The 25,958-nt window shown below is 67.0% G+C and carries 20 protein-coding genes and 1 tRNA gene; 18 read left to right on the forward strand and 3 right to left on the reverse strand.

Annotated features, from left to right (window positions below; genetic code table 11):
* Positions 1 to 153: 153 nt before the first annotated feature.
* On the reverse strand, positions 154 to 2,040 hold the full coding sequence (locus AB7V09_RS00005) for a tetratricopeptide repeat protein (RefSeq protein ID WP_419142563.1): 1,887 nt from the start codon (positions 2,038 to 2,040) through the stop codon (positions 154 to 156).
* Positions 2,041 to 2,293: 253 nt separating this feature from the next.
* Here AB7V09_RS00005 and AB7V09_RS00010 point away from each other — a divergent pair, with 253 nt between their 5' ends.
* The 6 genes from AB7V09_RS00010 to AB7V09_RS00035 all read left to right on the forward strand — a co-directional run bounded on the left by AB7V09_RS00010 (position 2,294) and on the right by AB7V09_RS00035 (position 8,819).
* A complete protein-coding gene (locus tag AB7V09_RS00010) occupies positions 2,294 to 3,637 on the forward strand; it encodes a hemolysin family protein (RefSeq protein ID WP_419142564.1) in 1,344 nt (447 codons plus the stop codon).
* Positions 3,634 to 4,713 (forward strand): hemolysin family protein, encoded by a 1,080-nt coding sequence (locus AB7V09_RS00015; protein ID WP_314157123.1) that lies wholly within the window; start codon positions 3,634 to 3,636, stop codon positions 4,711 to 4,713. Before AB7V09_RS00010 ends, AB7V09_RS00015 begins: the two co-directional genes overlap by 4 nt.
* 343 nt (positions 4,714 to 5,056) lie before the next feature.
* On the forward strand, positions 5,057 to 7,330 hold the full coding sequence (locus tag AB7V09_RS00020) for a peptidoglycan DD-metalloendopeptidase family protein (RefSeq protein ID WP_419142565.1): 2,274 nt from the start codon (positions 5,057 to 5,059) through the stop codon (positions 7,328 to 7,330).
* A 12-nt stretch (positions 7,331 to 7,342) separates the two neighbouring features.
* Entirely contained in the window at positions 7,343 to 8,098 is a 756-nt protein-coding gene (locus AB7V09_RS00025; protein ID WP_070510935.1) for a glycerophosphodiester phosphodiesterase, read from the forward strand.
* A gap of 81 nt (positions 8,099 to 8,179) precedes the next feature.
* Entirely contained in the window at positions 8,180 to 8,449 is a 270-nt protein-coding gene (locus AB7V09_RS00030; protein WP_141759021.1) for a hypothetical protein, read from the forward strand.
* A 19-nt stretch (positions 8,450 to 8,468) separates the two neighbouring features.
* Positions 8,469 to 8,819, forward strand: a complete 351-nt coding sequence (locus AB7V09_RS00035) for a ribbon-helix-helix domain-containing protein (RefSeq protein WP_419142566.1) — start codon at positions 8,469 to 8,471, stop codon at positions 8,817 to 8,819.
* Between the two features lie 95 nt (positions 8,820 to 8,914).
* On the opposite strand, the gene AB7V09_RS00040 is transcribed toward AB7V09_RS00035, so the two are convergent.
* A tRNA-Arg gene (locus tag AB7V09_RS00040) sits at positions 8,915 to 8,990 on the reverse strand.
* A 133-nt stretch (positions 8,991 to 9,123) separates the two neighbouring features.
* On the opposite strand from AB7V09_RS00040, the gene argS reads away from it, so the two are divergent.
* The 12 genes from argS (at position 9,124) to prmC (ending at position 24,613) form a co-directional block, all read left to right on the forward strand.
* Positions 9,124 to 10,809, forward strand: coding sequence for an arginine--tRNA ligase (argS, locus tag AB7V09_RS00045; protein WP_419142567.1), 1,686 nt, complete (start codon positions 9,124 to 9,126; stop codon positions 10,807 to 10,809).
* A gap of 6 nt (positions 10,810 to 10,815) precedes the next feature.
* Positions 10,816 to 12,276: a diaminopimelate decarboxylase gene (lysA, locus tag AB7V09_RS00050; protein ID WP_419142568.1), complete on the forward strand. Its 1,461-nt coding sequence runs from the start codon at positions 10,816 to 10,818 to the stop codon at positions 12,274 to 12,276.
* A gap of 485 nt (positions 12,277 to 12,761) precedes the next feature.
* The gene (locus AB7V09_RS00055) at positions 12,762 to 14,585 is read left to right on the forward strand and encodes a DUF5979 domain-containing protein (RefSeq protein WP_043538149.1); all 1,824 of its coding nucleotides are present in this window, start codon (positions 12,762 to 12,764) and stop codon (positions 14,583 to 14,585) included.
* Positions 14,586 to 14,837: 252 nt separating this feature from the next.
* Positions 14,838 to 15,005 (forward strand): hypothetical protein, encoded by a 168-nt coding sequence (locus AB7V09_RS00060; protein ID WP_178388667.1) that lies wholly within the window; start codon positions 14,838 to 14,840, stop codon positions 15,003 to 15,005.
* A 268-nt stretch (positions 15,006 to 15,273) separates the two neighbouring features.
* Entirely contained in the window at positions 15,274 to 16,602 is a 1,329-nt protein-coding gene (locus tag AB7V09_RS00065; RefSeq protein WP_009747846.1) for a homoserine dehydrogenase, read from the forward strand.
* Between the two features lies 1 nt (position 16,603).
* A complete protein-coding gene (gene thrB, locus AB7V09_RS00070; RefSeq protein WP_009747892.1) occupies positions 16,604 to 17,506 on the forward strand; it encodes a homoserine kinase in 903 nt (300 codons plus the stop codon).
* A 228-nt stretch (positions 17,507 to 17,734) separates the two neighbouring features.
* A complete protein-coding gene (locus tag AB7V09_RS00075; RefSeq protein ID WP_070510941.1) occupies positions 17,735 to 18,883 on the forward strand; it encodes a CE1758 family FMN-dependent luciferase-like monooxygenase in 1,149 nt (382 codons plus the stop codon).
* Position 18,884: 1 nt separating this feature from the next.
* Positions 18,885 to 19,670, forward strand: coding sequence for a CE1759 family FMN reductase (locus AB7V09_RS00080; protein WP_081385318.1), 786 nt, complete (start codon positions 18,885 to 18,887; stop codon positions 19,668 to 19,670).
* A gap of 377 nt (positions 19,671 to 20,047) precedes the next feature.
* A complete protein-coding gene (gene rho / locus AB7V09_RS00085; protein ID WP_419142569.1) occupies positions 20,048 to 22,159 on the forward strand; it encodes a transcription termination factor Rho in 2,112 nt (703 codons plus the stop codon).
* Positions 22,160 to 22,300: 141 nt separating this feature from the next.
* Positions 22,301 to 22,513: a 50S ribosomal protein L31 gene (gene rpmE / locus AB7V09_RS00090; protein ID WP_075414648.1), complete on the forward strand. Its 213-nt coding sequence runs from the start codon at positions 22,301 to 22,303 to the stop codon at positions 22,511 to 22,513.
* A 119-nt stretch (positions 22,514 to 22,632) separates the two neighbouring features.
* Complete coding sequence (prfA, locus tag AB7V09_RS00095) at positions 22,633 to 23,727, forward strand: peptide chain release factor 1 (protein ID WP_075414649.1); 1,095 nt, start codon at positions 22,633 to 22,635, stop codon at positions 23,725 to 23,727.
* Positions 23,717 to 24,613 carry a peptide chain release factor N(5)-glutamine methyltransferase gene (prmC, locus tag AB7V09_RS00100; RefSeq protein WP_075414650.1) on the forward strand — a complete coding sequence of 299 codons (897 nt, stop codon included), beginning with the start codon at positions 23,717 to 23,719 and terminating at the stop codon, positions 24,611 to 24,613. Before prfA ends, prmC begins: the two co-directional genes overlap by 11 nt.
* 367 nt (positions 24,614 to 24,980) lie before the next feature.
* Here the strand turns inward: prmC and AB7V09_RS00105 are convergent, their stop codons facing one another.
* Positions 24,981 to 25,784, reverse strand: a complete 804-nt coding sequence (locus AB7V09_RS00105; RefSeq protein WP_178388668.1) for an alpha/beta fold hydrolase — start codon at positions 25,782 to 25,784, stop codon at positions 24,981 to 24,983.
* Between the last annotated feature and the right edge of the window lie 174 nt (positions 25,785 to 25,958).

Raw genomic sequence — 25,958 nt, forward strand, 5'->3', positions numbered from 1 at the left:
GGATGGTGGAGATGTCGTCAGGATTGGGCGGAATTACTGTCTGACAACTTTAAATTAACTGCATTTCAGTTTGTTCTGTGTTTAAATTATAGGGATTGATTCTATGTGTGTGGCAATTTCGTCGAGTTTAGATTCCCCGCATCTAGTCGTGTTTTAGGGATGTGACTGGAAGCTTATTTCGTCAAGCAGTTTGGCTGCCATCTCGTTATTGGGGTTGATTGATAATGCCTTACGATACCTGTCTCTGGCACCTTGGAGGTCTTGGTGGAATAGTTGTAAAAACTGCCCATATGCAATTAAGGTTAAGTCGTTTTCGGGTTCGATCTCGAGGGCGTGCCTATATAGTTCCTCAATGCGTTCTGCCTCCCTCTCTTCTTTCGACTTCATCAGGGTTGCGGCGAAGCTTGTTAATGTCGTGGCATTGTCTGGGTCGATTTTCAGGGATGCTTCAAATTGATCCTTTGCGGCAGTATGGTCATTTAGGTCGCCATCTAAGAATAAGGCGTAGCTGGCCAGGTATGTTGGGTTATTCGGACTCTGTGATAATGCTCGTTCGTATAAGTGTTTTATCTTCATTAGGTTTCTGTCGTTTTGCCGCTGTAAGTAGATGGCGTAACTCATGATAATCTCCGACTCGCAGGACTGGATCTTAATTGCTGACTCATATGTCCGATGAACTTCATTAGGGTCTCCGCCCTGGTTCTTCAGGAGGATCGCGTAACTTCCCAGTGCTCGCGTGTTTCTGGGTTCTAGGGAGATGACTTTATTTAATATTTGAAGCGCTTCAGTTGCGTTGTTGGTGATCGTCATTGCTGTGGCGATACTGAGAAGTTGGGATGGTTTTGTGACTAATGTGGCTGCGGTACTGAGTGTTGAACTTGGTGTTGTCCAGTTGGCTTCGTCGGCAATAATGTCAAGTACTTCCCAGCTGTCGTTTCCCACTTGCCGCAGGAGTGCTATGGTGTCGTTGATGGGTTTGGTTGCTTGTTGCCAAACGTCATCCCAGTCGGCGGGTCCCCAGGCGGCGTTGCTGTAATCTCTAGAAAATGTGATGAGTTGCTCTCTTGAGGCGGACCCTAGGCCAATTCTGCGCCAGTCTGCTGCGGCCTTGATGAGTACTCCACACCACGAGTGATTCCTGAGTTCGTCTGCAAACGCGGCGCGCACTGCTTCGGCGCACCCTAGTAGGGGGCCTAATCCAATACTCTCAATCTGTGATATCTGGTTCGCGTAGGGTGTGAGTTGTGTGGCCTTAAGTTCGGTTGTTGAAAGTGAGCGGCTGAGCGTTACTCTTTTGAATCGGTTGATTACATCCCATCCCGCCACTTCCTCGCTGCTGCGGTCGCTGTGCTTGACGTACTGTGAGTGCATCATGGTCGCGATAATGATGCATGAATTGCTTATCCATCGGTTGAGTTGACCTAGTTTGAGGCTTTGGTTGGATAGGAATCTGTCAAGGTCGTCCAAGATGATAATTGCTCCGCGTTTTGGCTGCAGCTGGTTCTTGAGGATTATTTCGATGCTGTCCTCATCTGGTGGGAACCAATGTGGACGATTTGGCCATTGGGAACGAATTACCTCTATTGTCAGGCGAGTCTTCCCGGACATGGATGGACCCTCAATTAAAACGGGTGTTCCGTTACTGAGGTGCTTGATCAGTTGGTCCTGAATGTCGCGAGGAACGAACTCTGTGATATCGCGATTCGAGGTGTGCACCCTCAGTGAATCTAAAGGATCCCTGCTTATGTCGATTGTAGCCCCTGCTGATTCAGCGATCTGCCGCCTGTGGGAGCGCGCTGAGAACCAGTCGCGGAACTGGGGTGTTGCGGCGCTGAGTCCTGTGACGGTTGCGCTCACGACGCCCGCTATCGCAGAACTCGCTGTGTTGTGTGTGAGGAGTTGAGAGGATACGGTGCTGACGCCGCCGGCGATGATGCCAGCGGTCGGTGGGAGGATCCACCAGCCGGACTGGCCTAGGTCGGTTGAGCGGACCGCTATTTTCCGTGGCTTCCGTGACGGCATTGCAACCTCCATGCTCACTTGGTCTGTGGCGTAGGTTACCCCAATCGTGAGAAACCGGTCCCTCTGTGATGGCGGTGTGACACCTGATGGCTACCTCGGCCTCACTGCTGCCGCGGTGGTACCGTTCGGTCACTATGCGATCGGCTTTCCGCCGGGCCTGCAGGCGCCGCGCCCGCACGCACTGCGCCTCCTCGCCCGCCTCTGACCACCCCCACCCCGACTCGTCCGCCTCCAGCGTCCACGCCGCATCCCACGTGGGGGAGGGGCCCGCATGACCGACTGGCTCATGATCGCCGTCGGCGTGGTCCTCACCGTGGGTACCGCCCTGTTCGTGGCCGGTGAGTTCTCCCTGGTCGCCCTTGACCCCTCCACCGTCGAGACCCGCGCCGCTACCGGGGACAAGCGCGCCACCACCGTCCGACGCGCCCTGGGGCGCCTGTCCACACTCCTGTCCGGCGCCCAGGTCGGCATCACCCTGACCACCGTGCTCCTGGGCTACACCATGCAGGCCGCCCTGGCGAACCTGCTCACCGACCTCATGAGCCACTGGCTGGCCACCTCCGTGGCCACCGGCGCCGCAGTCGTCATCGCCCTCATCGTCGTCAACGCCTTCTCCATGGTCATCGGCGAGCTCATCCCCAAGAACGCCACCCTGGCCGACCCCATGCGCGCCGCCGGTCTCGTGGCCCCCTTCCTCATGGGCTTCACCACCCTCCTCAAGCCCCTCATCATCCTGCTCAACGGCGCCGCCAACGCCGTCCTGCACACCATGGGCATCGAACCCGCTGAGGAGCTCAGCGGCACCCGTAGCGCCGGCGAGCTCGCCTCCCTCGTGCGCCACAGCGCCGAGGAGGGCACCCTCGACGCCTCCACCGCCACCCTGCTCACCCGCTCCATCGGCCTGGGGGCCCTCACCGCCGTCGACGTGATGACCGACCGGGGCCGCCTCCATACCCTTGATGCCGACGACTCCGCCGAGGACGTCGTGCATCTGGCCCGCGCCACCGGCCACTCCCGCTTCCCCGTCATCGGCCGCGACATCGACGACGTCATGGGCATCGTCCACCTGCGCCGCGCCATCGGCGTCCCCTACGAGCGGCGCGCCGACGTCCCCGTCGCCTCCACCTCCCTCATGACCCCCGCGCCCCGCGTCCCCGAGACCATGCCGCTGGCCAACCTGCTCGTCGAGCTGCGCGCCCAGGGCTCCCAGATGGCGATCGTCGTCGACGAGTACGGCGGTACCGCCGGCGTCGTCACCCTCGAGGACGCCGTCGAGGAGGTCGTCGGGGACGTCGCCGACGAGCACGACCGCCGCCGCGCCGGCGCCCACCTCGACCCCTCGGGCCACTGGGTCGTCCCCGGGTGGATGCGCCCCGACGAGCTCGCCACCCGCGCCGCCATCCAGGTTCCCGACGACGGCCCCTACGAGACCCTCGGTGGCCTGGTCATGACCGAGCTCGGCCGCATCCCCGCCGTCGGCGACGTCGTCGAGCTGCCCCACGCCTCCCTGACCGTCGACGCCATGGACGGGCGCCGCGTCACCCGCCTCCACGTGCGCCCCAAGGACCCCGAGGCCGCTCCCGGAGGTCGAGGACCAGAGGGGGAGCGCCGATGAGTACTCCGCTCGCCCTCCTGATGACCACCATCCTTCTGGCAGGCAACGCCTTCTTCGTCGGTGCCGAGTTCGCCGTCACCTCCTCACGCCGCAGCCAGCTCGAGCCACTGGCCGAGGCCGGCGACGCCCGCGCCGCCACCGCCCTGTGGGCCCTGCAGAACGTCTCGCGCATGCTGGCCACCGCCCAGCTCGGCGTCACCCTGTGCTCCACCGGCCTGGGCGTCGTCGCCGAGCCGGCCATCGCCCATGCCCTGGAGCCCCTGCTCGCGGCCGTCGGTGTCGGGCGCGCCGGCTCCCACGCCGTCGCAGTCGTCATTGCCCTGGTCATCGTCGTGGGCCTGCACGTCGTCGCCGGGGAGATGGTGCCCAAGAACATCTCCATCGCCTCCCCGGAGAAGGCCGTGCGCTGGCTCGCCCCGCCCCTGGTGTGGTGCTCGCGCGTCTTCAGCCCCGTGGTCAACGCCCTCAACGGCTTCGCCAACGGGGTCCTGAGGGTCCTGGGCGTCGAGGCCAAGGAGGAGATCGCCGCGGCCTTCAACGCCGAGGAGGTCGCCTCCATCGTCGAGCGCTCCACCGCCGAAGGCGTCCTGGAGGACTCCACCGGCCTGCTCAGCGGCGCCCTGGAGTTCTCCGAGGAGACCGCCGGCAGCGTCATGGTGCCCCTGAGCGAGCTCGTCACCCTGCCCCAGGACTGCACCCCGGAGGACGTGGAGCGGGCCGTGGCCTCCACCGGCTTCTCCCGCTTCCCGCTGGTGGCCGACCCGGCCGCGGTCGACCAGGGGGAGGAGCCCGTCATCACCGGCTACCTGCACCTCAAGGACATCCTTTACGCCGACGGCGCCGAGCGCACCGAGCCGGTACCCGCCTGGCGTGCTCGCGCGCTCGTGCCCGTCGGCTACGACGACGAGGTCGAGGAGGCGCTGGCGGCCATGCAGCGCTCGGGGGCTCACCTCGGGCATGTGCGCAACGCGCAAGGGCGCTTCATCGGGGTCCTCTTCCTGGAGGACATCCTCGAAGAGCTCGTCGGCGAGGTCAACGACGCCATGCAGCGCGAGGAGCACCAGCGCCGTGATTAAATCGTGATTTAAAGGGTGGAATCGGCGGATTCCCACAACATGGGCTGCCTGGGGCGACCATTGTCGATCGCTGCTCCAGCGCTGGTGGTCAGGCGCTGATTCCTTCGTATGGCACGCGAATCCGGTTTGCAGCCGGCTGGTCGGATGGAACCCCTGGGGTTTGTGTGAGAAGTGCAGGTCACACAAAGGTGTGCTGGTTCTCCTGGCAAGACTCACAGCGGACCGCTACTGTTTTAACCGAGTACAACCCGGGCTGTCGCTCTGGCAGCCACCATGTCGCCACAGCCGGGAGACCGGCCGCAACGACTTCCCTATGACACTCAGCCACCTGGAGGCTTCCCGCGTGACCCCGCAGCCCATGAGTCGACGCCAGCGTCGCGAGGCGGAACGTGCTGCCGAAGCTGCTCGCCAAGTCGCTGAGGCGCAGGCCGGAACCGCCCCGTCGTCACCGTCGACGACGCACACCACTCACGTCGCCGGAGCCACTCGCCGCTCACGTCGCGACCTTCACGCTCACCGCGCCGAGAACGGCGCCGCCTCCAGCCCCGTCACCGCTCCGAGCCCATCGGCTCTCCCCGACGTCCCGGTCGCCCCGCAGAAGCAGAACCACCCGCAGCGGCCCGTGGCGCCGGCAGTGCCTGCGACGCGCCCAGGGGACGGTTCAGCGCCGCCGGCTCCCGCAGAGCCGGCGCAATCGCAGCCCGTCGCACCGATGAGCCGCATGGCCCGCCGGCATCAGAGCACCATCGAAGGGCCCGAGCCCACCTCCCAGCAGCCGCAGGCCTCGGCGCCTCAGGCGCACAGTGACGCTTCTGCGGCCCCCTCCGTCTTCTCCTCCTCGCCGCAGGTCACCGGTGACACTCGCCCCACCCGGCGCTCCCGCAAGGATCTGCGCACCGCCCAGGTCTTCGAGGACCCCGAGCAGACGCGGGAGAACCCGGCTGTCCAGAGCCCCGTGCAGCCCCAGGCCCACCGCCCCGAGGAACACTCCGAGCGTCACCACGACCAGCACCACTCGCATCGTGGGGACCAGGCCGCGCCCACCGCGGCACCTTCAACTCCCTCGGCACTGTCGCCCCTGGTTGCAGCCTCACTGGCCGAGTCCACCTCAGGGTTTGAGCCGGCAGCCGCTCACCCCGCCGGTGCCACGCCGTGGTGGGCCGCTAGTGGCACGGCTCCTGCTTCGCTCGACGACACACAGCGTCACGGTCATCGGCACGCAGCCGCGCAGACCACCTCCGCCGAGCCGGAGATCGGGGCGGCCTCCGAGCCCGCCTCTCGATCCGCGGGCCGTCGCCGGCAACGTGCCTCCGCCGCAGCCCCAGCCTCGACCGCCTCGGCCAAGCCCGTCGTCGCCGCCACGTCCCACCACACCGCCTCCTTCGACGTCCCTGGCGCGCAGGCGGACCACCCCGCCGTCCAGACGCCGCAGGCTGAGCCGTCAGCACCCGCGCAGCAGGCTCCCCAGGCGACCTCCGCTCCCGAGACACCCCACGAGATCCGCTTCTCGCAGCGGATCACGGACTTCCGAGGTGCCGAGACCATCGAGGTCCCCGAGGTCCGCAAGATCATGGCCGCCCGCAAGGCCGGGGTCCCGCTTGCGGACGAGGAGACCATCCGCGCCATCAAGGCCGCCCGGAGCACCAAGAAGACCAAGCCCGAGAAGACAGCCGCCCAGGCCAAGCGAGGCGAGGCGGCCGATGAGGCCGGCTCCCCGACGTCGTCGGCCAAGGCCAAAGCGGCATCGAAGCCGGAGGCCCACCGCGACTCCTCGACCGGCCCCGCTCCCGCCCGTCCCACCCGGCGCCGCACCGGCTCCGGGATCCTGGGGCGCACCGCCGTCCTGTCGGTCCTGGCCATGGCCACGGTGCTCGCCCCCCTGTCCAGCCACCTCGACAACACTCCGCTGGCCTCGGCCGCCATGAAGATGCACTCCAACGGCTCCGCCACGCAGAGCCCGGCCGCCGGCGGCACGAAGGCCTCCTCCGTGGCCAGCGCCGTGCTCGGCAGCGACGACCTGGACGACGACTCCGACACCCAATTGTCCAACGTGCCCGACGCCGCCACCCGCGCCCGGATCCGTGAGGCCTTCCAGAACGCCGCCAAGACATGCTCCTCGGCCACAGGCGCCTCCGGCGACACCACCGCCTTCAGCTCCAAGCCGCAGCTGTTCTACCCGATGCTTCCGGGCACCTACGAGATCTCCTCCGAGTACGGGTACCGCACCCACCCCACCCTCGGCTACCGCAAGCTGCACGCCGGGCAGGACATGGCCGCCCCCGTGGGGACGCCCATCTACGCGGCCGCCGCCGGCACCGTCACCACCGCCGGCATGGTCGACGGCACCGGAACCATCACCATCAAGCACGAGATCGACGGCCAGGTCTGGTACACCAGCTACCTGCACATGTACGAGGACGGCATCCACGTCAAGGTCGGTGACACCGTCACGGCCGGTCAGATGATCGCCGGCGTGGGTAACACGGGCCGGTCCTCCGGTTCTCACCTGCACTTCGAGGTGCGCACCAAGGACGACACCGCCGACGAGTCCACCGTGGAGCCGTGGGGCTGGCTCAAGCAGCACAACGCCGTCGAGCTCACCACCAACTGCAGCTGAGGGAGACCCACTGTGCCGCCTGCCGCGTCACGAACCCGCCGTCCTGCCGTCATCGCCCACCGCGGCGGCGGACGCGAGGTTCCCGAGAACACCTGGAGCGCCGTCGAGCACGTGGCCGCGCTCGGGCTGGAGTGGATGGAGACCGATCTGCGGCTGACCGCCGACGGCGTCGTCGTGCTCAGCCATGACGAGGACCTGCGGCGTACCGCGAACGACCCCCGCACCGTGGGGGAGGTCATGTGGGCCGAGCTGGCCGACCTCGACTCCGGCGACGGGCGCGGCTTTGTCCGGCTTGACGACGCCCTGTACGCCCAGCCAGCGATGAAGTTCAACATCGACCTCAAGGACTCCTGCGTCGTCCAGGCGGCCCTGCAGACGGTGCGCGACGCCCAGGCCCTCGACCGAGTCCGGTTCGCCTCCTTCTCCGCCCGCCGGCTGGCTGTGCTGCGCCGTCAGGAGCCACGGGCCATGACCTCACTGGGCGTCAGTGACGTGCTCGGCCTCATGCTGCGCAGTGAGGCGGCCGTCCCCCTGCCCCAGACCCGCTGGGGCTGGACCCGCGGCAGGGTCGACGCCGTCCAGGTGCCGGAGAGCTACCACGGCGTTCCGGTGGTCACCCGCCGCTTCGTCGCCTCCGCGCACACCGCGGGCCTGGAGGTCCACGTCTGGACAGTGGACGACCCCGAGCGGATGCGCTACCTGGCCGACCTCAACGTGGACGCCATCATGACCGACGTCCCCAGCCTCGCCCTCAAGACCCTGGGGTGACGCTGGGCGAGGCGAGTCGCACCGCTGAGCAGCGGTGTACGGAATCTTGCCCACCTCTATCCTCGGTACTACCATAATGTCGTGAGGTTCGAGTTCAGCGATTCTGCGGACAAGCATGGCGTGCCCCGCTCCGATGCGGAGTACGCCGTCATGCATCATGTCGACTACGAGATCCTCCAACCCCGCCGTGCAGGTGAGCAGTCATTCATGTTCGTCGGTCTGCCCCACCCGCAGGCACTGCGCTACCTCGAAGTCGGCGTCGCTGTTGACGGTCGTGGTCGACGCACCATCTTCCATGTCATGGAGGTCACTGATCTCTACCGTCACCTTGTTCCACCCGTCGACCACTGACCGACCAGATAGAGCCGCTATGTCTCCTGATTCCACACGCGCCCCTTTCACTGATGCTGAGCAGGCCTACTACAACCAGCTCGATGAGGACGTCACCGCGGGCCGCGTGCCCACCGTTGGACGCGGAACCCGCCGTGACGGCTCACGCGTCAGCGACACAGATCTTGACGCCATCCTCCGTGGCCGCCCAGGCCTCGGACAGTCCCACGCCACCGGCCGCGGACGCTCCCCGCGCCGCCAGGTCCGCCTGCCCGAGCACACCAACGCGGCTCTTGACGCCTACATCGAGAAGCACGGCACTACCGCCAGTGCCGTCATTCGCGATGCCGTTGAGGCTTATCTTTCCCATCAGAACACGCCAGCCGCATGATGACCGGTCTGAGCCATGGACACACTGTTGCCCTGTTGTCATGCCTCGAATACATGAGCAAGCCCCCGCCGCGAGTGGCGACGAGGGCTCGGAGGTGGTGCCCCGGACAGGATTCGAACCTGCGACCTTCTGCTCCGGAGGCAGACGCTCTATCCACTGAGCTACCGGGGCCCGAGGCGTGACTGTACCAGCGTCCCGGTCCTGGAGTGAAACCGGCGCGAGACATGCGACATGTCCCACGATGCCCGGCAGCCGCCGGGCTCGCTCGTGATCCGGCCCGCCCGTTGACGGTACGCTGACGCGCGTGACCCCAGAAGAGCTTGCCGCAGCCATCCGCACCGTCCTGGAGGAGGCCTCCGCCGAGGGCTCCCTCGCCCTGCCCGCCGCAGAGATTCCCGCCCCCCGCGTCGAGCGCCCCCGCAACCGCGACCACGGTGACTGGTCCACCAACGTGGCCATGCAGCTGGCCAAGAAGGCCGGCACCAAGCCGCGCGATCTCGCCGAGCTCCTCGTCCCTCGTCTTGAGGCCCTCGACGGCATCGCCTCCGTGGAGGTCGCCGGCCCCGGCTTCCTCAACATCCGCCTCGACGCCGCCAGCGCCGGCGAGCTCGCCCGCTCCATCGTCGAGGCCGGTGAGGCCTACGGCCGCAACGACTCCCTGAGCGGCCAGCACATCAACCTCGAGTACGTCTCGGCCAACCCCACCGGGCCGGTCCACCTGGGTGGCGCCCGCTGGGCCGCCGTCGGCGACTCCCTGGCCCGAATCCTGTCCGCCTGCGGTGCCCAGGTCACCCGGGAGTACTATTTCAACGACCACGGGACCCAGATCGACCGCTTCGCCCGCTCCCTGCTGGCCTCCGCGCGCGGCCAGGAGACCCCCGAGGACGGCTACGGGGGCGCCTACATCAGCGAGATCGCCCAGCAGGTGACCGCCGACGAGCTCGCCGCCGGCCGCCCCGACCCGGCCACCCTGCCCGACGCCGAGGCCACCGAGGTCTTCCGCTCCCGCGGCGTCGACCTCATGTTCGCCGCCGTCAAGGCCGAGCTGCACGCCTTCCGCTCCGACTTCGACGTCTTCTTCCACGAGGACTCCCTGCACACCTCCGGCGCCGTCGAGCGCGCCATCGCCCGCCTGCGCGAGCGCGGTGTCATCGAGGAGCGCGACGGCGCCACCTGGCTGCGCACCACCGACTTCGGGGACGACAAGGACCGCGTCCTCATCAAGTCTGACGGCAACGCCGCCTACTTCGCCGCCGACCTCGCCTACTACCTGGACAAGCGCGAGCGCGGCGCCGACTGCGCCGTCTACCTGCTCGGGGCCGACCACCACGGCTACATCGGCCGGATGATGGCCATGTGCGCGGCCTTCGGGGACACCCCCGGGACCAACATGCAGATCCTCATCGGCCAGCTCGTCAACCTTGTGCGCAACGGCGTCCCGGTGCGCATGTCCAAGCGGGCCGGCACCATCGTCACCCTGGAGGACCTGGTCGACGCCGTCGGCGTGGACGCCGCCCGCTACGCCTTGGCCCGCTCCTCCATGGACTCCATGATCGACATCGACTTGGATCTGCTGGCCTCCTCCACTTCCGACAACCCCGTCTACTACGTCCAGTACGCCCACGCCCGCACCCGCAACGTGGCCCGCAACGCCGCTGAGCACGGCGTGAGCCGCGACCCGAACGAGGCGCCCTTCGAGCCCGGTGCCCTGGACGATCCGGCCGACGCCGCCCTGCTGGGGGTCCTGGCCCAGTTCCCCGCCACCGTGGCCCAGGCCGCGCAGCTGCGCGAGCAGCACCGCGTGGCCCGCTACCTCGAGCAGCTCGCCGCCGCCTACCACGCCTGGTACGGCGCCACCCGCGTCACCCCTCGCGGGGACGACGCCGTGGACTCCGGGCACGTCGCCCGCCTGTGGCTCAACGACGCCGTCGGGCAGGTCCTTGCCAACGGGCTCGACCTGCTGGGTGTGAGCGCCCCCGAGAGGATGTGAGAGTTGATGACTGACCAGATTCCCGCCGGAGAGCCGTCCCTGGGGGCACTGGCCTGCCCCGAGCCCGAGGACCGTCCCGACCTGTGGCCCACCACGGCACGGCGCACGGACGACGGCGAGCTCGTCCTGGGCGGGCTGACCGTCTCCGAGATCCTCGCCGAGGCCCCCAGCCCCGTCTTCGTCCTGGATGAGGCCGACCTGCGCGGTCGCGCCGCCTCCTGGGCCGCTGCCATGCATGAGGAGTTCTGGCCCAGCTACGGCATGGCCGGGGGAGAGGCCTTCTATGCCGGGAAGGCCTTCCTGACCACCAAGGTCGCCCAGTGGGTCCTCGAGGAGGGCATGGGCATCGACACCGCCAGCCGCGGCGAGCTCGCCGTGTCCCTGGCCGCCCTGCAGGACGTGGACGGGGAGGAGGCCACCACGGACGCCACCCGTCTGGGCCTGCACGGCAACGGCAAGACGCAGGCCGAGATCGCCGTCGCCCTCACCCACCACGTGGGTCACCTCGTCCTCGACTCCCTCGAGGAGGTTGAGCTCGCTGCCCGCGCCGTGCGCGAGCTGCGTGCCAGTGGCGTCTACGGGCCCGAGGAGACCGGCAAGGTCATGGTGCGCCTGACCACCGGCGTGCACGCCGGTGGCCACGAGTACATCTCCACCGGCCACGAGGACCAGAAGTTCGGCCTCTCCGTCCACGGAGGCGCTGCCCGGCAGGCCATCGACGCGATCATCGCCGCCCCCGAGCTCGAGCTGTACGGGCTGCACTCCCACATCGGCTCCCAGATCCTGGACCTGGCCGGCTTCCGGGAGGCCGTCGGCATCGTCCTCACCCTGCGCCACGAGGTTGCCGTCGACACCGGGCACCTGTGCCCGGAGGTCGACCTGGGCGGCGGCTACGGCATCGCCTACACCGGGGCCGACCCGGTGCCGCCCAGCCCGGCGCAGGTCGCCCGTACCCTGGCCGAGGCCGTGCGCGAGACCTGCGAGCGCCTTGGAGACGAGGTCCCCACCGTCTCCATCGAGCCCGGCCGTGCAGTCGCCGGACCGACGACGGTCACCCTCTACACCATCACCGGCCTCAAGCGCGTCGAACTGGGGGAGGGGGCCTCGCGCCTCTACGTCAGCATCGACGGCGGCATGAGTGACAACATCCGCCCCGCCCTCTACGAGGCCGCCTACACGGCCCTGGTCGCCAACCGCCGCCCCGACCCGCAGGCCGGGCTGGTGCGCAGCCGGGTGGTGGGCAAGCACTGCGAGTCCGGTGACGTCGTCGTGCGCGACGTGGACCTGCCCGCGGACCTGGCCGTCGGTGACGTGCTGGCCGTGCCCGCCACCGGCGCCTACGGGCGCTCCATGGCCTCCAACTACAACCTCTTCACCCGCCCCGGTGTGCGCTGGGTGCGTGAGGGCGAGTCGGGCTGGGTCCTGCGCCCCGAGACCATCGAGGACCTTGTGCGCCTGGAGGGCTGAGGTCTCCTATCGGTCGCTCGCTGAAGCGCCGTCGTGCCAGGAAAATTCCTGCGACGACGGCGCTTCTGTGTATGTTCTGATAAAACGGTGAGGTGACCCTGAGGGCAACAACAATCTTAAAGAGTGCTGGGTGTAGCCGCTTCAAATGCGGGGTGAATGTCGATTGTTTTGGAGGGCTGACACAACTGACGTGCGGCTTGCCTGATAGGGGAGACACAGGGGTGGCATGGCTTGGCGATAGATTCATTGTAGGAAACCTACAAGGAAGTAGGCTGCTGTTTGTCGGAACAGGCAGGTTTGGGTGTGACGAGACTGTGACGTCGCGCGTGTTTTGAGTGTTCCCTGTTCCCAATCAGTCGGTTTGTGACACAGTGGTCTTGGTCATCACGGGGCGGCCTTTCCCTCTCCTGAACAGACGGTGGGAACGTTCGGTGATGTTTCGCAAGGCAGACCCTTGTCATCTATGCCAGGAATCCGGAGAACCCATGAACACAATGTCCACGGGCGCCGCCTCTCGGCCGGCCCTCACGCGAGGGGCGGTGAGGGGGGCCGCTGCCATCCTCACTCTCTTCCTTGTCGCGATCTTGTCTCAGTTCGCCCCCCAGGCGAGCGCTGAGCAGAACAAGAGCGTCAACGTCACCAACCTGTCTCTGACACGGGTGGACGGCAACAACGTTGAGCAGGACGGACAGCTCAACACCTACGACCTCGCCCGTCTCAGCTTCGACTGGAGCGGCGTCGACGCCAACCTCAAGAGCGGAGACTCCTTCACGATCGGTCTGGGTGAGTACTTCACCAACCTGCAGAACAGCGAGACCCACCCCATGACCGTCGAGTACGGCGGCAAGGATGTCGAGGTCGGTACCTGCACCCTGACCGTCAAGGACGTCACCTGCACCTTCAACTCCAAGGTTGACGAGCTCAAGGCCGCAGGCTTCCACAACTTCAAGGGTTCCGGCTCCGCCCTGGTGTCCGTCGCCAAGGCCACCGACGTGCAGTCCGTTGACTTCACCGTCAACGGTGTCACCACGACCGTCACCCTGCCCGGTGGCGGCGGCATCGGCGGCCCCAAGGAGAGCGACTGGGAGCTCACCAAGTGGGCCTCCAGCTTCTACAACAACTACAAGGAGCTGACCTGGGGTGTGAACTTCGGGACCAACCAGACCACTGGTGGCAAGCTCGGCAAGACCTTCGACGGCTCCCGCCAGAGCATCGTCTTCACCGACACCCTTGGTGGCGGCATGACCTTCAACCAGGCTGACGCCACCCGCACGGTCCTCAACCTGCGTCCCGCTGACGGCAAGTCCATCCCGCTGACCAATGCCGCCGGCCAGGACTCCACCACCCAGTACGGTGACTATGACGTCAAGGCCACTTATTCCGAGGACGGCCGCACCGCCACCTACGAGGTGACCGGTCCGTTCCAGAACGGTACCAACTTCACCCTGGAGTACCCCGTCTCCTTCGTGGACGCCAACGGCAAGGCCGTCGCCGCCTCCCGAGGCACCTCCTACGAGAACACCGTGAACCTCAACGGTACGGACCTGACCAGCACCCAGAAGCAGTCCTACGTCCAGTACTTCGACATCTCGGTCCAGATGGAGCCCGGCTTCGGCAGCTTCAACGTGACCAAGGTCGTCGAGGGCGAGGCTGCCGCGAAGGCCGCCGGCTCCAGCTTCGTCGTCGACGTCGCCTACGAGCTGCCGGCCGCTGCCAGCTCCTACCCGGACTGGAAGGCTCCCGAGGGCCAGAAGGCCACCGGCGAGGGCCGCACCGGAACCTCCTCCGTCACGGTCAAGCCCGGTGAGCCGGTCACCTTCGACGGCACCTTCCCCGTGGGCACCAAGGTCACGCTCACCGAGGATACCTCCAAGGCCCAGCCCGCCGCCTCCGGCTTCAGCTGGGGCGAGCCGGTCTTCACCATCGACGGCCAGAAGACCAACACCTTCACCATCCGCGACCAGGAGATCGTCAATGTCTCTCTGACCAACACGACGACGACCACCTCGACGCCGCCGACCACCACGCAGACCCCGCCCACGGTGACCACTCCGCCGGCGACCCCGCCGACCACCACGCAGGCCCCGCCCACGGTCGACAACCCGCCGGCGACCCCGCCGACCACTACGCAGCAGCCGCCGAGCACCCCGGGTGCTCCGGTGCCGCCCACCTCCACCCCGAAGACGCCGAACGGTGGCACCCCGCCGCTGGCGCACACCGGTGCTAACGCCGTTGCGCTCGTGCTGCTCGCCGGCGCCGGCCTGGGTGGCGGTGCCCTGCTGGTGGCTCGTCGCCGCAACGCCTCCTGAACGCGGGTGACCGCTTCTCGAGCCTGAACGCTCTGTCAGCAGAGCCCATCCAGTGGCCCCTCTCCGGTTCAACCGGGGCGGGGCCACTGGCCGTCTGCGCCCTGGGGTCCCGCCCCGACGGTCCGGCTCGGTGGATCTGCCGAAAGCAGGAGAGCCCCATTCGATCGTCTCGGCCGTGGGGAGGAGGAGGCCGCCCCGCTAATCATTCTCTCGAGGGGCGCTTATCGCGTGGCTGTTTTCTAGCCTGAAGGCATGAGCGCAACAACCTCCTCCTCTTCGTCCTCACTGACCTCCTTCCTCTCCTCCCTGGAGCAGCCGCCTCCGGCCTGGGGGTACTCCGACAGGGCGGCCGCCCCGGTATCCCTGGGACTGGGACGGGTGATCGGCCGACTGCTCAAGCAGATCATCTGGCGTCGCTGAGAACTCCGCCCCGTCCGCGCGCAGCCTCAGGCCAGCGCCGGAGGCACCCCCGCCGGCCTCATCGCACCGGTGAGCACAGAGCCGGCCGTGTGTCCACAGACGGACATGCAAGCGCTCCACGGCCGATGCCCCTTATGCTGGCCCGCAGTGATGGCCAGCGCCGGTGGGCGGTCGGTTGACCGTGCCAGCCGATCGGCCCATCGCATGACGCAGTCGAAGTGCCCACACGCGGCACGCAACACAGCACACACAGCAAGGTGGTCATCCCGTGGCTCAGGACCTCTCACCCGCCCAGCGCACACTGACCGTCGGCGTCCTCGGCGCCGGGACCGTCGGCAGCCAGGTCATTCGCCTCCTCACCGAGCAGGCCGACGACTTCGCCGCCCGCTCCGGCGCACGTCTTGAGATCACGGGCGTCGCCGTCCGCGACGTCAACGCGCCGCGTGACTTCGCAGTCCCCCAGAACCTCCTCACCGATGACGCCACCGCCGTCGCCACCGGCAACGACCTGGTCATTGAGCTCATCGGCGGGATCGAGCCGGCCCGTACCCTCATCCTGGCCGCCTTCAAGGCCGGGGCCAGCGTCATCACCGGCAACAAGGCCCTCATCGCGGCCCACGGCCCCGAGCTCTACACCGCCGCCGCGGCCGCAGGCACCGACTTCTACTACGAGGCCGCTGTTGCCGGCGCCATCCCTGTGGTCTACGCGCTGCGCGAGTCCATGGCCGGTGACCGCGTCACCAGCGTGCTCGGTATCGTCAACGGCACCACTAACTACATCCTCGACGAGATGAGCACCAAGGGACTCTCCTTCGAGACCGCCCTGGCCACCGCCCAGGAGCTCGGCTACGCCGAGGCCGACCCCACCGCCGACGTCGACGGCCTGGACGCCGCCGCCAAGGCCGCCATCATCGCCTCCCTCGCCTTCCACACCCGCGTGGGCCTCGACGACGTCTCCGTCGAGGGCATCCGCGAGGTCACCGCCGACGACATCCGCGAGGCCCACGCCTCGGGCTGCGAGCTCAAGCTCCTCGCCATCGCCCAGCGCCGCGACGACGAGCACGCGCAAGGCGTCTCCGTGCGCGTCCACCCCGCCCTGGTCCCCAACGACCACCCGCTGGCCAGCGTTCACGGCGCCTACAACGCCGTCCTCGTCGAGGCCGAGAGCGCCGGGCGCCTCATGTTCTACGGTCAGGGAGCGGGAGGAGCCCCGACCGCCTCCGCGGTCCTGTCCGACGTCGTCGCAGCCGCCGCCCACCGGGTCCACGGCGGCCAGGCCCCCCGCGAGTCCTCCTACGCGAGCCTGCCGGTCCTCGGCCCCGAGGCCGCCGTCACCCGCTACCAGATCCAGCTGCGCTCAGACGACGCCGTCGGCTCCCTGGCCGCGATGGCCTCCGTCTTCGCCGAGAACGAGGTCTCCATCAACTCGGTGCGCCAGAGCGCCTACGTCACCTCCGACGGCAGCCACGACCAGGCCGTCGTCACCTTCGTGACCCACCCTGCCCCCGTCTTCCACCTCGACGCCGCCGTCGAGGGCCTGCGGGACTCCGACCGGGTCGCCGAGGTCGTCTCCATCCAACGCGTCGAGGGCGAGTGACATGCGCATCGTCTACGAGCGCGCGGCCGTCCGGGTCCCGGCCACGACGGCGAACATGGGGCCGGGTTTCGACTCCTTCGGCATGGCCTTCCGCTACTACGACGAGGTCTCGGTGCGGCCGATCACCGGCACCACCCGCGTCATTGTCGAGGGCGTGGGTGCCGAGACGGTCCCCACCGATGACGACAACCTCGTCGTGCAGGCGCTGCGAGCCGGTCTGGACGCCGTCGGCGCCCCACAGGCCGGCTTCGAGATGCGCTGCGTCAACCGGATCCCCCACGGCGGGGGCATGGGCTCGTCCGCCAGCGCCGCCGTGGCCGGACTCATGCTGGCGCGCGGCCTCATCGCCGAGCCCGAGGCCCTCAGCGATGACCGGATCTTCGCCCTGGCCACCGACTTCGAGGGCCACCCCGACAACGTCGCGCCCGCCGTGTTCGGAGGCGCCACTGTCGCCTGGGTCGAGCGCGGGGGACGCCCGCGCATGGCGCCCATGCCCGTGGACGCCTCCCTCGGGGTGAGCCTGCTCATCCCACCGGCGACGACGCGACTGTCCACCAAGGAGGCCCGTCAGGTCCTGCCGGTCTCCGTGCCGCGCGAGGACGCCCTGTTCAACACCTCCCGGGCCGCCGTGCTCATGCTGGCGCTCGCCGGGCGTCCCGACCTGCTCATGGCCGGAACCGAGGACCGCCTCCACCAGGAGTACCGGCGTGGGGTCCTGCCCGCCTCGATGGCCGTCATGGACTCCCTGCGCGAGCAGGGCTACCCGGCCGTCATCTCCGGCGCCGGTCCCACAGTGCTGGTCCTGTCCACCCTGGCCGACCAGACCCGATTCGCCCTGGAGAACCACGGCTGGAGCGTGCTCAGCCCCGGAATCGACACCCGTGGGGCGGTCCTGACCTCCTGATCTGCGCGGACGGCTTCTTCATCCGCTCCCTGATCGTGGGCGCCCTCGAGTCCGAGGACGCCCGCGATCTGCGTCCGCCTCGAATCCCCGGTGAGGCGGCAGAGCCCTACTTCCAGGTGGGACGTGCACCACATCTGGGTAGTTGAGAAATAAACTATGGGCTTCTCCAGTTCTCTCAGTACACAAGAAATCATTGAAATCCAGTGTTGAGAACAGGGAGGACGTCTGATGCAGTTCGGGATCTTCACAGTTGGAGACATCACGACCGATCCGGCTACTGGCAAGGCTCCCAGTGAGCATCAGCGCATCAAGAACACGGTCGAGATGGCGGTCCTGGCCGAGCAGGCGGGTTTGGACTTCTTCGCTACCGGGGAGCACCACAATCCACCCTTCGCGCCGTCGTCACCCACGACCCTGCTGGCCAACATCGCCGCCCGCACGGACAAGCTGCTCCTGAGCACTGCGACCACCCTCATTACGACCAATGACCCGGTGCGCCTGGCCGAGGAGTACGCCTACCTCCAGCACCTCTCCGACGGGCGCGTCGACCTCATGATGGGGCGTGGCAACACCGGACCGGTCTACCCCTGGTTCGGCAAGGACATCCGCAAGGGCATCTCGCTCGCTGTGGAGAACTACGACCTGCTGCGCCGCCTGTGGCGCGAGACCAACGTGGACTGGGAGGGTGAGTTCCGCACCGCGCTGCAGGACTTCACATCCATGCCCCGCCCACTCGACGGCGTCCCGCCCTTCGTGTGGCACGCCTCCATCCGCTCGCCCCAGATCGCCGAGCAGGCCGCTTACTACGGAGACGGATACCTCCATAACAACATCTTCTGGCCCATCGACCACGTCAAGAAGATGGTCGACCTCTACCGAGAGCGCTTCGCCTTCTATGGTCATGGCCGGCCCGAGCAGGCGATCGTGGGCTTGGGTGGACAGATCTTCGCTGCCAGGAGTGAGGCCGAGGCCATCGAGCGATACACCCCCTACTTCCGCAACACCTACGTCTACCAGGGGGCGTCGCTGGAAGAGATGACACAGCACACGCCTCTCGCGGTCGGCACGCCTGAGCAGATCGTGGAGAAGTACCTGACCTACCGGGACGCGATCGGCGACTACCAGCGTCAGGCCTTCAACCTGGACCTGGGTGGCGTCCCGCACAAGGAGATCATGAAGCAGATCGAGTACCTGGGTTCCGAGATCGTTCCGGCGCTGCGCGCCGAGCTGGAGTCCACCAGGCCCGAGGGGGTTCCCGACGCGCCGCTCCACCCGCGCCACCGGGCCCTGCTGGAGGGGGCCGAGCCACCGGCTGAGGAGCCCTTCTCCCTGTCCAACGAATTCGACCCGCTCACGGGCCGGAAGGTGAGGATCTGAGATGGCATGGGAAACCCGTGACACGACGAGTGACAGGCAGGAGATGGATGACATGACCGCTGATACGACCGCGCCCGTCGCCCCTTCCGGGGGCACCCAGTCCCTGGCCGGATCGCCGACCTATGACGCCTACGCCAATACCCAGATGGGGCGTCTGAGCCGGATCGTTGCTCTGCACGCCGGGGTCTCGGAGCCCTCGACCTCCCAGATGCTCGCCGAGCGGCTGGCTGAGTCGACTCGCAAGGCCCTGGAGGCCGACTCCCGCCTGGCCAGCATCGAGGTCATCGGGCTCAGGCCCCTGGTCAAGGACATCGCCCTGGCCGGTGTGGGTGGCCCGGTGTCCGCCGACCTGCAGAAGGTGATCGATGCCCTGTCCGCCGCCGACGGCGTCATCCTGGTCAGCCCGGTCTTTCAGGCCTCCTACTCCGGACTGTTCAAGTCCGCCATGGATGTGCTGCCGGCCGGCACGCTTGAGGGTGTCCCCGTCCTGTTGGGGGCGACGGCCGGCACTGCGCGGCACAGTCTTGTGACCGAGATGGCGCTGCGGCCGCTGGTGGTCTACATGAAGGCCCTGCCGACGCAGACCGCTGTCTTCGCGGCCAGCGAGGACTTCGGTGCGGCCTGGCAGACGCCATCATCCTCGGAGAGGCCCGAGTCGCCCTTGAGTGAGCGCGTAGCCCGGGCGGGACGGGAGCTGGCCACGCTCATGGAGCGCTTCCCGCGCCAGGCGCCGGTTGACCCGTTGGCCGACTTCGCGCCCATGGAGGCGCTTCTCGCAGGTCGTTGAGGTCGTGAGCCTGGGGGCTTGAAGGGCAAGAGTCGGCTTGGTGGTGTCCGAGTCGATCATTCCGGTGGGGCTGATCGTGGGTACGGTCGGCCCCACCGGCGTCACGGCGACGACGAGAAGTGTCATGGATGGAATAATGGCTGCATCCCCGGCGTTGCTCGCCAGTGTTCCGTTAGGTGCTGCTTCTCCGGGCTGCTATGATGACGCTGTCGGCCGCACGGATCGCACCACGCCGCTGACCGCACCAGCCCCGGACCTGAGACTCAGGTCTCAGCAGAAGCCGGCAGTGCATGACCCACCCCCGTGAATGATTCCGGGGAAGTCTCCCCAGTTGAACGTCTCCTTTGTCGGAGCGTTATCACACCGTTAGGACACTCGTGACCGAGACCTCCAGCGCCCAGCCCTCGCTTTCCACCATGCGTCTGGCCGAGCTTCAGTCGCTCGCCGGCTCCATGGGCCTCAAGGGCACCTCCCGTATGCGTAAGAGTGAGCTCGTCGCCGCCATCCGTGAGGCGCGCGGCTCCTCCGCCTCCACTCCCAACTCCCACAGCACGTCGAAGAGCTCGCCCGATGCCGGGGCGACCAACGCCGCGGGCTCCTCCTCCGCCGCCTCAGCGGCCAGTGAGCCCGCACCGGAGCAGCCCCCGGCCGCGGCCTCCGGACGCTCCCGCCGTCGTCGCGCCACCGCGGCCTCCGGGGCCCCCGAGGAGCGCCAGTCCGCGCCGGCCCTCGACCTGGGCCTCGATCTGCCCGATCGCTCCGGCTCCTCCAGCAGCGACTCGGACAGCGGCTCCGGCCGTGACGAGGAGCGCCCCGCACGCAGCCGGTGGCGCGAGCGCACTGAGCGCGCCGAGCGCTCCGAGACCACCGAGGGCGATGACCGTGACTCCTACGGCCGCTCGGAGCGCGGCGAGCGCTCCTCGCGCGACCAGTTCCGCCGCGGCCGCCGGCGCGCCCAGGCCTCCGCCGGCGCCCCCGAGAACCAGGAGCGCGCCTCGCGCGAGCCCCGTACCGACTCACCCGAGGACCACGCCGATGCCAAGGCCGCCCTCATGCGGGACCTGGCCGACGCCACCGGGACCTCCGTCGTCGAGCCCCAGGAGCGTTCGCGCCGGGGCCGTGACGGCAATGACGAGTCCGACGGCTACGACGAGGAGCGCGGTGGGCGCCGTCGTCGGGGCCGCAAGCGCGGACGCGACCGCTTCGACCGTGATGACCGTGACTCCGGCCGTGAGGGCCGGGACGGCTCCGCCGGGCGCGGCAACCGCAACCAGCCGCGTGAGGACGAGGTCCTCCTGCCGGTCGCCGGCATCCTGGACGTCACCGACAACCAGCACGCCTACCTGCGCACCTCCGGGTACCTGCCCGGCCCCAAGGACGTCTACGTCTCCAACCAGCTCATCAAGGACAACGGGCTGCGTGCCGGCGACGCCGTGACCGGCTGGGTCCGCGAGGGCGGAGAGTCCTCCACGCCCCACCAGGGCGGGCGCAACAACCGCCGTCAGAACCGGGCCGGTCGGGTCAAGTACAACCCCATGGTCAGCGTCGAGACCGTCAACGGCATGGACGCCGAGCGCTCCAAGCGCCGCCCCGAGTTCGCCAAGCTCACCCCCCTCTACCCCCAGGAGCAGCTGCGCCTGGAGACCACGCCCAAGGCCGTCACCCCACGGATCATCGACCTGGTCTCGCCCATCGGCAAGGGGCAGCGCGGGCTCATCGTCTCCCCGCCCAAGGCGGGTAAGACAATCGTCCTGCAGCAGATCGCCAACGCCATCAGCGTCAACAACCCCGAGGCCCACCTCATGGTCGTGCTCGTCGACGAGCGCCCCGAGGAGGTGACCGACATGCAGCGCACGGTCAAGGGCGAGGTCATCGCCTCCACCTTCGACCGCCCCGCCTCCGACCACACGATCGTGGCCGAGCTGGCCATCGAGCGCGCCAAGCGCCTCGTGGAGCTGGGCCAGGACGTCGTCGTGCTGCTGGACTCCATCACCCGCCTCGGGCGCGCCTACAACCTGGCGGCCCCGGCCAGCGGCCGGATCCTCTCCGGTGGTGTGGACGCCTCCGCCCTCTACCCGCCCAAGCGCTTCTTCGGAGCGGCCCGCAACGTGGAGAACGGCGGAAGCCTGACCATCCTGGCCACGGCCCTGGTGGAGACCGGCTCCAAGATGGACGAGGTCATCTTCGAGGAGTTCAAGGGGACCGGAAACATGGAGCTGCGGCTGTCGCGCCAGCTCGCCGACAAGCGCATCTTCCCGGCCGTGGACGTGGCGGCCTCCGGCACCCGCCGCGAGGAGCTGCTCATCGACCCCGCCCAGCTCAAGATCATGTGGCGTCTGCGCCGCCTCTTCGCCGGGCTGGAGCAGCAGCAGGCCATCGAGCTGGTGCTCTCCAAGCTCAAGGACACCCAGTCCAACGCCGAGTTCCTCATGGTGCTGTCCAAGACCACCCCGGCCGGCACCTCCCTGGCCGACGGCGAGGACGAGTAACGCAACCGGCCAGGTGCCCGGTCTCACGCGGCCCAGCCGTTGCGACGGCGCGTGAGACAGTGGCAAAATCTGCTGCTGGCCTCCGGTTCACCCTCGCTCCCGCGTGGGACCCGGGACCCTCTGACGCTTAAGGAGAAACCTATGAAGCAGGGCATCCACCCCGACTACGTGACCACCACGGTCACGTGCACCTGTGGCAACACCTTCGAGACCCGTTCCACCGTCACCTCCGGTGAGATCCGCGTGGACGTGTGCTCGGCCTGCCACCCGTTCTACACCGGCAAGCAGAAGATCCTCGACACCGGTGGCCGCGTCGCCCGCTTCGAGGCCCGGTACGGCAAGCGCAGCAAGTAGCCGCGTCTCACGACGCCGGCGGCCGGCTCCCAGAGTCGCCGTCGGCGTCGTTTGCATATCGCACGAGTGCCGCTGGTGCCCGTCAGCACGACTCCTAGCCAGTGAAGGAACCCGAGTCCATGAGTGAGGACTTCTCCGCCGCAGAGCCGCTCCTGGCCGAGTATGCGGACATCGAGGCCGAGATGGCCGGGCCCGCGGCCTCCGACCCCGGTGCCATGCGTCGGCTGGGGCGCCGCTACGCCGAGCTGGGCAGGGTCGTGGCCGCCTACCGGGCCTGGCAGTCGGCCAGTGCCGACCTGGCCGACGCCCGCGAGCTGGCCGCGGAGGACGAGGACTTCGCCGCCGAGGTTCCGGCCCTGGAGGTTGCCGAGGCCGCTGCCGGCGAGCACCTGCGCGAGGTCCTCGTGCCCCGGGATCCTGACGACTCCCGCGACGTCATCATCGAGGTCAAGGCCGGTGAGGGCGGTGAGGAGTCGGCGCTGTTCGCCTCCGACCTGGCCCGCATGTACTCCCGCTACGCCGAGCGGCAGGGCTGGGCCGTGGAGGTCCTGGACGCCACCGACTCCGACCTGGGCGGCTACAAGGACGTGCGCCTGGCCATCAAGGCCCGCGGGCCCGTGGAGCCCCAGGACGGGGTGTGGGCGCACCTGAAGTACGAGGGCGGCGTCCACCGCGTCCAGCGCGTCCCCGTCACCGAGTCCCAGGGCCGCATCCACACCTCTGCGGCCGGCGTCCTGGTCATGCCGGAAGCCGACGACCCCGGTGAGCTCCAGATCGACACCGCCGACCTGCGCATCGACGTCTTCCGCTCCTCGGGACCTGGGGGCCAGAGCGTCAACACCACGGACTCGGCCGTACGCATCACGCACCTGCCCACGGGGATCGTCGTGTCCATGCAGAACGAGAAGTCCCAGCTGCAGAACAAGGAAGCGGCCATGCGGGTCCTGCGGGCCCGGCTCCTGGCCGAGCGTGCGGCGGCCGCCGCCGCCGAGGCGGCGCAGGCCCGTCGCAGTCAGGTGCGCACTGTGGACCGCTCCGAGCGCATCCGCACCTACAATTTCCCTGAGAATCGGATCGCCGACCACCGCACCGGCTTCAAGGCCTACAACCTCGACGCCGTTCTTGACGGTGATCTCGGTCCAGTGATCGCCTCGGCCATCGCCATGGACGAGGCTGAACGATTATCCCAGGTGGGTGAGGGCAGTGGTTCCTGAGTTGTGCGGCGGCGCGCCGGCGGGTGCGGTGGACCGCTACGGGCTGCGGGCGCTGGTGCGTCAGGCTGCCGGTCGGCTGGCTGCGGCCGGCGTGACCAGCCCTCAGGTCGATGCCCGAATCCTGGCCGAGCACCTGCTGGGGCGGGCCCTGCTGCTGGCCGATGGCGCTGACGGCGACTTCCCGGCCGCCTATGACGCGCTGGTGCTGCGCCGCGAGTGCCGTGAGCCGCTCCAGCACATCATTGGGCGCATGTGGCTGCGGGGTGCCGAGCTCATCAGCCGTCCCGGTGTGTTCATCGTGCGCCCGGAGACCGAGGTGGTGGCCGGGGCCGCCATTGAGGCGGCCCGGGCGGTCATGGACGGCAGCGGGGGAGTGGTCCTGACGGCCGACCTGTGTACCGGCTCGGGGGCGATCGCGGCCTGCGTCGCCAAGGAGGTGCCGGGAGCCCGGGTGGTCGCCGTTGAGATCAGCGAGACCGCGGCGTCCCTGGCCCGCGAGAACTGTGAGCGGCTGGTGCCCGGTCGCGTCGAGGTGATCCACGCCGACGCCACCGACCCGCTGGTCCTTCACGACCTCAACGGGCAGGTCGACGTCGTCGTCTCCAACCCGCCCTACGTGCCGGCCGGCGCCGTGGAGGACACCGAGACGGAGCAGCACGAGCCCACGGTGGCACTCTACGGCGGGGGCCCGGACGGGCTGGAGATTCCGATTGACGTCCTGGTGCGCTCGGTCGCGCTGCTGCGCACCGGTGGGGTGCTCGTCATGGAGCACGACCACGAGCAGGGGGCGCTGCTGCGTGCGGCTGCGCTCGGGGCGGGGTTCAAGCAGGCCGAGACGGGTAAGGACCTCACCGGCCGCGATCGCTACCTGCGCGCCGTGCGGTAGGCCCCACTCCGGCAGAGGTGGCTCTGAGAACCAAACTGAGTCTGACTGCTGCGAGCACTTGTTCGGGGTGGGTGGTGCTCGCTCGCATTTGGTGAGCTGAGGTGTCGCAGATTGAACGAACGCATCCTGAATGGATCTCTTATGTGCCAGTTGAAGTTGCCTTGCCTCACTTCACTCATGGAGTGACTTCGAAATGATGTGGAACGAGAGGATCAAACGAACCTAGGAATTGGGAGAAATCTGACAGTTGATAACGGGGCGTTTATCGGATCTATTTACATAAATGGATAGCAGTTTAAAACAAGTCGTAACGCGCCCTCATTAGCCTCGTAAACAAAATACCGAAGTTCGAGCTCCCTATTCTCAACTACAAGTCAGGGTAGTGGCTTACAGCTTCGAACTGCAGTAAATGACCGGCATTCGGCACTGAAATAATGAATGCTTCAGGAAGTAGTCTCCGCATAATCAGTGAAGTTCTGGGAGTAACAACGTTGTCCTTGCATCCAAGTATGACAGTAATGTCATCCTGGTACTCCATCGGTACTTCAGCAACGTATGGATTCTGCTCGCGTAGCAGTGCAGAGAGGGACAGTCCGTCCCTGAGAGCAAGAGAACGCTTCTTACTTCGTTCTGATTCCCGTAACCATAACCATGCGTCACGCCGCTGTGCTTTGAGGGCGAAGTGTGCACGTACATACTGAGAAGCACGAAGATTATACATTCCCCAGCCTAGCACTTCCGGCATCTTTGAAAAGAATACATATGTGTAACTTGCAAGCCTAGATACATCCGGTGTAGGGCTCCCCAGGATTATCCTGGTCCGAGGTGGTATCAGTCGTGCGCTCAGAGCATGATACAGCATCGAAGATGAGAATGAAGTTCCTATAATGAGGTGGGGTGGTCGATTAACTAGTTTAATAACGTCCGTGAACCAAACGTCCAAATCCGAGTAAGTGTTTATCTCTTGTCGTGCCGACCCCCCATGTCCCGGAAGATCAACCAAGTAGACGGCGTATCCGAAACCGACATAACGCTCTGCGAGAGGAATCATATCAAGCTTGTTTCCAGTAACTCCGTGGAAGATGTACGCAACTTTATCGGCTGCAGTATTGCATTCATACCAGCAAACTCCGTGTTTTGTCTGTTCCTCGCAGCCGAGCCGGGTTCTCAACATTCGCAGTGTCGGAATATTTGAAAACTGCACAATACTACCCCTAGAGCTAAATTCAGTTCGGTCGAAAGCAATGATATGCTACTGTGGGTGAACTGTTCAAGAAGACTTGTTTACATGATTCATTCTCTCGCCTAGTGTCACAATTTAGGTTGCTTCGCGTCACGATTCAGA

The organism is Actinomyces sp. SKVG-SVH-4(1) (genome assembly GCF_048514265.1).
GTDB classification, from domain to species: Bacteria; Actinomycetota; Actinomycetes; order Actinomycetales; family Actinomycetaceae; genus Actinomyces; species Actinomyces oris.

Bases quoted from the DNA above. Each gene is read 5' to 3' on its own strand.
- AB7V09_RS00010 (WP_419142564.1), top strand. From the start codon at position 2,294: ATGACCGACTGGCTCATGATCGCCGTCGGCGTGGTCCTCACCGTGGGT.
- AB7V09_RS00015 (WP_314157123.1), top strand. From the start codon at position 3,634: ATGAGTACTCCGCTCGCCCTCCTGATGACCACCATCCTTCTGGCAGGC.
- AB7V09_RS00035 (WP_419142566.1), top strand. From the start codon at position 8,469: ATGTCTCCTGATTCCACACGCGCCCCTTTCACTGATGCTGAGCAGGCC.
- lysA (WP_419142568.1), top strand. From the start codon at position 10,816: ATGACTGACCAGATTCCCGCCGGAGAGCCGTCCCTGGGGGCACTGGCC.
- AB7V09_RS00055 (WP_043538149.1), top strand. From the start codon at position 12,762: ATGAACACAATGTCCACGGGCGCCGCCTCTCGGCCGGCCCTCACGCGA.
- AB7V09_RS00060 (WP_178388667.1), top strand. From the start codon at position 14,838: ATGAGCGCAACAACCTCCTCCTCTTCGTCCTCACTGACCTCCTTCCTC.
- thrB (WP_009747892.1), top strand. From the start codon at position 16,604: ATGCGCATCGTCTACGAGCGCGCGGCCGTCCGGGTCCCGGCCACGACG.
- AB7V09_RS00075 (WP_070510941.1), top strand. From the start codon at position 17,735: ATGCAGTTCGGGATCTTCACAGTTGGAGACATCACGACCGATCCGGCT.
- AB7V09_RS00080 (WP_081385318.1), top strand. From the start codon at position 18,885: ATGGCATGGGAAACCCGTGACACGACGAGTGACAGGCAGGAGATGGAT.
- rpmE (WP_075414648.1), top strand. From the start codon at position 22,301: ATGAAGCAGGGCATCCACCCCGACTACGTGACCACCACGGTCACGTGC.
- prfA (WP_075414649.1), top strand. From the start codon at position 22,633: ATGAGTGAGGACTTCTCCGCCGCAGAGCCGCTCCTGGCCGAGTATGCG.